The 5,261-nt window shown below is 69.3% G+C and carries 6 protein-coding genes; 5 read left to right on the top strand and 1 reads right to left on the bottom strand.

The window, feature by feature from the left end; all coding sequences use genetic code 11:
• Positions 1-764, bottom strand: a 764-nt coding sequence (locus V7067_RS15265; protein ID WP_334176761.1) for an aminotransferase class I/II-fold pyridoxal phosphate-dependent enzyme, incomplete at its 3' end; no start/stop codon positions are given.
• Positions 765-1,121: 357 nt separating this feature from the next.
• Between V7067_RS15265 and V7067_RS15260 the strand changes: the two genes are divergently transcribed.
• From V7067_RS15260 to V7067_RS15240, 5 genes are all read left to right on the top strand, one after another.
• The gene (locus V7067_RS15260; RefSeq protein WP_334176759.1) at positions 1,122-2,588 is read left to right on the top strand and encodes a M48 family metalloprotease; all 1,467 of its coding nucleotides are present in this window, start codon (positions 1,122-1,124) and stop codon (positions 2,586-2,588) included.
• Between the two features lie 62 nt (positions 2,589-2,650).
• Entirely contained in the window at positions 2,651-3,442 is a 792-nt protein-coding gene (locus tag V7067_RS15255; protein WP_334176758.1) for a DsbA family protein, read from the top strand.
• A 247-nt stretch (positions 3,443-3,689) separates the two neighbouring features.
• The gene (gene aroQ, locus V7067_RS15250) at positions 3,690-4,145 is read left to right on the top strand and encodes a type II 3-dehydroquinate dehydratase (protein WP_334176757.1); all 456 of its coding nucleotides are present in this window, start codon (positions 3,690-3,692) and stop codon (positions 4,143-4,145) included.
• A 101-nt stretch (positions 4,146-4,246) separates the two neighbouring features.
• Complete coding sequence (gene accB / locus V7067_RS15245) at positions 4,247-4,699, top strand: acetyl-CoA carboxylase biotin carboxyl carrier protein (RefSeq protein WP_334176756.1); 453 nt, start codon at positions 4,247-4,249, stop codon at positions 4,697-4,699.
• Positions 4,700-4,701: 2 nt separating this feature from the next.
• A partial coding sequence (locus V7067_RS15240) for a biotin carboxylase N-terminal domain-containing protein (RefSeq protein ID WP_334176760.1) occupies positions 4,702-5,261 on the top strand: 560 nt, incomplete at its 3' end.

Genomic DNA, 5,261 nt, shown 5'->3' with positions numbered 1-5,261 from the left:
GCCCAGCCGACGCGCCAGCCGGTCATGCAGTAATATTTCGAGAACGAGTTGATGACGATCGCCTCGTCGGAAAACGACAGCGCCGTGCGCTCCTCGCCGTCATAAACGAGGCCATGGTAGATTTCGTCGGAGATGAACCACAGCCCCTGGCCGTGCGCGGCATCGATCAGTCCGCCCAGCGCCGCCGGCTGCATGACGGTGCCGGTGGGGTTGTTGGGGCTTGCCACGAGCACGCCCTTCAGCGGCGTTTGCGCATGGGCTGCCAGAAGACTCTGCGGCGAAAGCGACCAGCGGCTCGCCGGGCCGGTTTCGATCTCGACCGGCTCGATATCCAGCGCCTGCAACACGTTGCGATAAGCCGGATAGCCCGGCACCGGCAGCGCCACCCGCTCGCCCGCATCGAAGGCGGCCAGAAAGACCAGATTGAACGCGCCGGAAGACCCGGTCGTCACCACCACGCGCTCGGGCGGGACATCGACGCCGTAGCGCTCGCCATAGTGGCGGGCGATGCGTTCGCGCAGGGCCCGCAGGCCGAGTGCCTCGGTATAGCCGATGCGGCCGGAATCGAGTGCGGCGCGGGCCGCGGCGATCACCGGCGCCGGCGCCGGGGCGGAAGGCTGCCCCACCTCCATGCGCACCACCTCCGCCCCGGTCGCCTCGCGCGCGACGGCGGCGCTCATCACATCCATGGCGATGAACGCATCGACGGCGCTGCGGCGGGAAGGCTGCGGCCGGGGGGCGCCGGCCGGGCAGGAAACGGGCATGTCAGTCATGGAGGCAACTCCGGGTCTTCTCTTGCTGCCGCCGTGTTGCCCAATTGCTGCCGTTGAAATCAAGCTCTATCAACAGATGCCGGAGGCCGATCCTGTGCCGAAGGCAACGTTTCGCCCCGGGGGGATGCGAACGGTGCTCATGCCATGCCGGCCGTGCGGACGGGGACCGCGCCGGGGCGGCGGAGTCTTTCGGACGCTTCCAGTCACCTGCCGGATCCGTGCCGGCCGCCGGCCTGTGGTCTGTTTTCACCGGTCGCGGACGCGGACATTTCCGGACCCGGACCTCACTCCGGCCATGGCAGCCCGCCATGGCCCGCCCGTTTTCTGGGAAGAGAGCGCAGAGGACTCATGATCGCCCGATGCCTCACGCGGCTTGCTGCCGCCTGCCGCCTGCCGCTGTCGCCGTTTTCTGCGCCGCCTTCCGCCGCGACTGCGCGCGCCCCGCGCCGGATCGCCACGGCGGCGGCACTCGTCGCCGGCCTTCACCTTGCCCTCGCCCCGGTTGCGGCGCAGGCCCAGAGCCGCCGCAGTCTGGCGGTGGTGCGCGATGCGGAAACCGAGCAGCTGCTGCGCGATTACCTGAAACCGATCCTGAAGGCCGCGGGCCTGCCCAACAACAACACCCATGTGGTGCTGGTGAACGACCGCGCCTTCAACGCCTTCGTCGCCGACAGCCAGCGCATCTTCGTCAACACGGGTGTCGTCATCGATGCCAAATCGCCGAACGAGGTGATCGGCGTGCTCGCCCACGAGACCGGCCACATCGCCGGCAACCACCTGTCGCGCCTTCACGAGGCGGCGGCGCGCGCCCAGCTGCTGGCGGTCATCGGCATGCTGGCGGGCGCGGGTGCGGTGGCGGCGGGCGCGGCCACCGGCTCTTCGGCGATGGTCGGCGGCGGCGCGGCGGCCATCGGCGGCGGCATGAGTGTCGGCCAGCGCTCGCTGCTGGCCTACCAGCGCGGCGAGGAGGATGCGGCCGACCGTTCCGCCCTCACCTACCTGCAGCGCACCGGCCAGTCGCCGCAGGGCATGATCAAGACGTTCGAGCGCATGGCCAACGACCAGATGATGGCCGCCCGCTATGCCGACCCCTATGCCCAGAGCCATCCGATGGCGCGCGACCGTCTGCAGAACCTTGAGACCAAGGCGCAGGCAAGCCCTTACTGGAACGCGAAGGATGCCCCCGCGCTGCAGGCCCGCCATGAGATGGTGCGCGCCAAGCTGGCGGCCTTCACCGGCCAGCCGCAGAGCGTGGCCCGTCAGTTCCCGGCCTCCAACACCTCGATGCCGGCGCGCTACGCCCGCGCCATTCTCGCCTATCGCCTCGGCGACAATGCCTCCGCCCAGACACAGATCGATGCGCTGCTCAGGGAGCAGCCCAACAACCCCTATTTCTGGGAACTGAAGGGGCAGTCGATGCTGGAACTCGGCAACCCGCGCGGCGCCGTCGGCCCGTTGCAGAAGGCCGTTTCGCTCGCCCCCAATGCCGGCCCGATCCGCACGCTCTACGGTCAGGCGCTGGTGGCCACCGGCAACCCGGCCGATGCCAAAAAGGCCATTCCGGAGCTGAACCGCGCCGTGCGCGACGACCCGGACGACAGCAGCGCCTACCGCTACCTTGCCATGGCCTACAGCCAGGCCGGCGACACGGCGATGGCCGATCTGGCGACCGCGCAGGGCTATTTCGCCGATGGCGCCGTGGCGCAGGCCAAGCACTATGCCATGCGCGCCAAGGCCGGCCTGAAAACCGGCACACCGGCCTGGGTGCAGGCTGACGACATCACCTCCGCCTCGGTGCCGAAGCTCGGGCGCTGAAGCGCCCGGCCGCGCCCCCTTTTTCTCCCGCTTCAAACGGAACACGACCCATGAGCCGACCGATGCTGCGACTGTCCCGCCGCCTGCCGATGCGCCTTGCCGGCGCGGGCGCGCTGACCGTGGCACTGGCGGCGGCAAGCCTGCCGGCTGCCGCCGCCGACAACAGCTTCACCGACAAGCAGCGCAGCGAGATCGAGGCCATCGTCCGCGACTATCTGGTGCGGAATCCCGAGGTTCTGGTGGAGGTCTCCAACGCCCTCCAGCAGAAGCAGGAAGCGGCGGCGGCGGCCGAACAGAAGGACGCCATCAAGGCGCAGGCCGCGCTGCTGACCGGCGGCGACAACCAGATCGTGCTCGGCAACCCGCAGGGCGATGTCTCGCTGGTGATGTTCTTCGACTACAACTGCGGCTACTGCCGCCGTTCGGCCGAAGACATCTTCACCCTGATGGACAAAGACCCCAAGCTGCGCGTGGTGCTGAAGGAATTCCCGATCCTGACGGAAGGCTCCGTGGAAGCCGCGCGCGTCGCCCTTGGCGTGGAAGCGGTGGCGCCCGACAAATATGCCGCTTTCCACCGCGCCCTGTTCCGCATCAACGGGCCGGCGGACGGCGCCAGCGCCATGAAGGTTGCAACCGGCCTCGGCCTCGACAAGGCGGCCATTGAAGCCGCCATGCAGAAGCCCGAGGTGACCGCCACCCTGCAGCAGACCCACGAGCTGGCGCAGGCGCTGCAGATTTCCGGCACGCCGTCCTATGTGGTCGGCGACAGCATTCTGCCGGGCGCGGTCGGCGTGGCCACCCTTCAGCAGCGCATCGACACCGTGCGAAAGTGCGGCGGCGCTTCGAGCTGCTAACCGGCCGTTTTGCAACCTGACGGCGGAAACCGGCCCGCCGGATGGCGCTCTTTTGCACCGCACGCGGACCCCATTTTCACGGCGGCCGCTTGCGCCTATAAGGAGGCCTCCTTCTGCAGACGGCGCACAGGGCCGCCCCGAACGGGCGGTCATGGCCGCCGGCCTGCAGGAACCCGCATCAGGGCCGCCCGGCCACCGCCCCGCCGGCGGGCCGGAGCCGGTTCCGATCCATCCGATGGCAGCGCGAATGGCGATCCCGATCCTCGTCCTCAACGGCCCCAACCTCAACCGCCTCGGCAAGCGTGAACCGGGCATCTACGGTTCCACGACGCTGGCCGAGATCGGCGAGCGCTGCACGGCCGCGGGCGCGCGGCTGGGCCTCAGCGTGGACTTCCGCCAGTCGAATCACGAAGGCGTGCTGGTGGACTGGATCCACGAGGCGGCGGATGCCGGCGTGCGGGGCATCGCCCTCAATGCCGGCGCCTATACCCACACTTCGGTGGCGCTTCACGATGCCATCCGCGCCGTCGGGCTGCCGGTGATCGAACTGCACCTGTCCAACGTCCATGCGCGGGAGGAATTCCGCCATCACTCGTTCATCGCACCGGCGGCGGCCGGTGTCATCGCCGGCTTCGGCCCCATGAGCTACATCCTGGCGCTGGAAGCGCTGGCTGCCATGCTGCAGCCGGCGCAGGACAGCTGACGCCGCCCGCCGAAGCCCCTCCCGCCCCCGCAACCGCCGTTGCCCGCGCCAGGCGCCGGAACGGCCCCGCGGCGGCTCAGGCAAGAGACCGCATAAGGCCCATGACCAGCAAGAAACCGACCATCGACCAGTCCCTGATCCGTGAGCTTGCCGATCTCCTCAAGGAGACCGAGCTGTCCGAGATCGAAGTCGAGCAGGGCGACCTGCGCATCCGCATCGCCCGCCACGCTGCGCCCGCCACCGTGTTTGCCGCGGCACCTGCCCCCGTGGCAGCGGCGGCTGCTGCGGCCGCACCGGCCGCCGCCGACCCCGCCTCCAACCCGGGCACGGTGAAATCGCCCATGGTCGGCACCGCCTACCGCGCGCCGGAGCCGGGTGCCCGCCCGTTCGTGGAAGTGGGCGATCATGTCAGCGTCGGCCAGACGCTGCTGATCGTGGAAGCCATGAAGACCATGAACCAGATTCCGGCGCCGAAGGCCGGCACGGTGACCCAGATCCTCGTCGAGGATGGCCAGCCGGTGGAATTCGGCGAGCCGCTGGTGATCGTCGAGTGACCATGTTCTCGAAGATTCTCATCGCCAACCGCGGCGAGATCGCACTGCGCATCCTGCGCGCCTGCAAGGAACTGGGGGTCGCCACGGTGGCCGTCCACTCCACGGCGGACGCCGATGCCATGCATGTGCGCCTTGCCGACGAGAGCGTCTGCATCGGCCCGCCGGCCGCGCGCGACAGCTATCTCAACATCCCCTCGCTGCTGGCCGCCTGTGAGATCACCGGCGCAGAGGCCGTGCATCCGGGCTATGGCTTCCTGTCGGAGAACGCCCGGTTCGCCGAAATTCTGGAAGCCCACAACATCAAGTTCATCGGGCCGAGTGCAGAGCACATCCGCCTGATGGGCGACAAGATCGAGGCCAAGCGCACCGCGCGGCGTCTCGGCCTGCCGGTGGTGCCGGGTTCCGACGGCGAGATCCGCACTGAGGAAGAAGCCCGCAAGGTCGCCGCCGAGATCGGCTATCCGCTGCTCGTCAAGGCTGCGGCCGGCGGCGGCGGGCGCGGCATGAAGGTGGCGATGACCGAGGACGACCTCGACAACGCCCTCTCCACCGCCCGCTCGGA

Origin of the sequence: Pseudoxanthobacter sp. (genome assembly GCF_036822375.1) — a bacterium.
GTDB lineage: Bacteria > Pseudomonadota > Alphaproteobacteria > Rhizobiales > Segnochrobactraceae > Pseudoxanthobacter.
Note: the sequence above shows the minus strand (reverse complement) of the source record. Positions and strands in the feature narration are given on the sequence as shown.

Bases quoted from the DNA above. Each gene is read 5' to 3' on its own strand.
- V7067_RS15255 (WP_334176758.1), top strand. From the start codon at position 2,651: ATGCTGCGACTGTCCCGCCGCCTGCCGATGCGCCTTGCCGGCGCGGGC.
- accB (WP_334176756.1), top strand. From the start codon at position 4,247: ATGACCAGCAAGAAACCGACCATCGACCAGTCCCTGATCCGTGAGCTT.
- V7067_RS15260 (WP_334176759.1), top strand. From the start codon at position 1,122: ATGATCGCCCGATGCCTCACGCGGCTTGCTGCCGCCTGCCGCCTGCCG.
- aroQ (WP_334176757.1), top strand. From the start codon at position 3,690: ATGGCGATCCCGATCCTCGTCCTCAACGGCCCCAACCTCAACCGCCTC.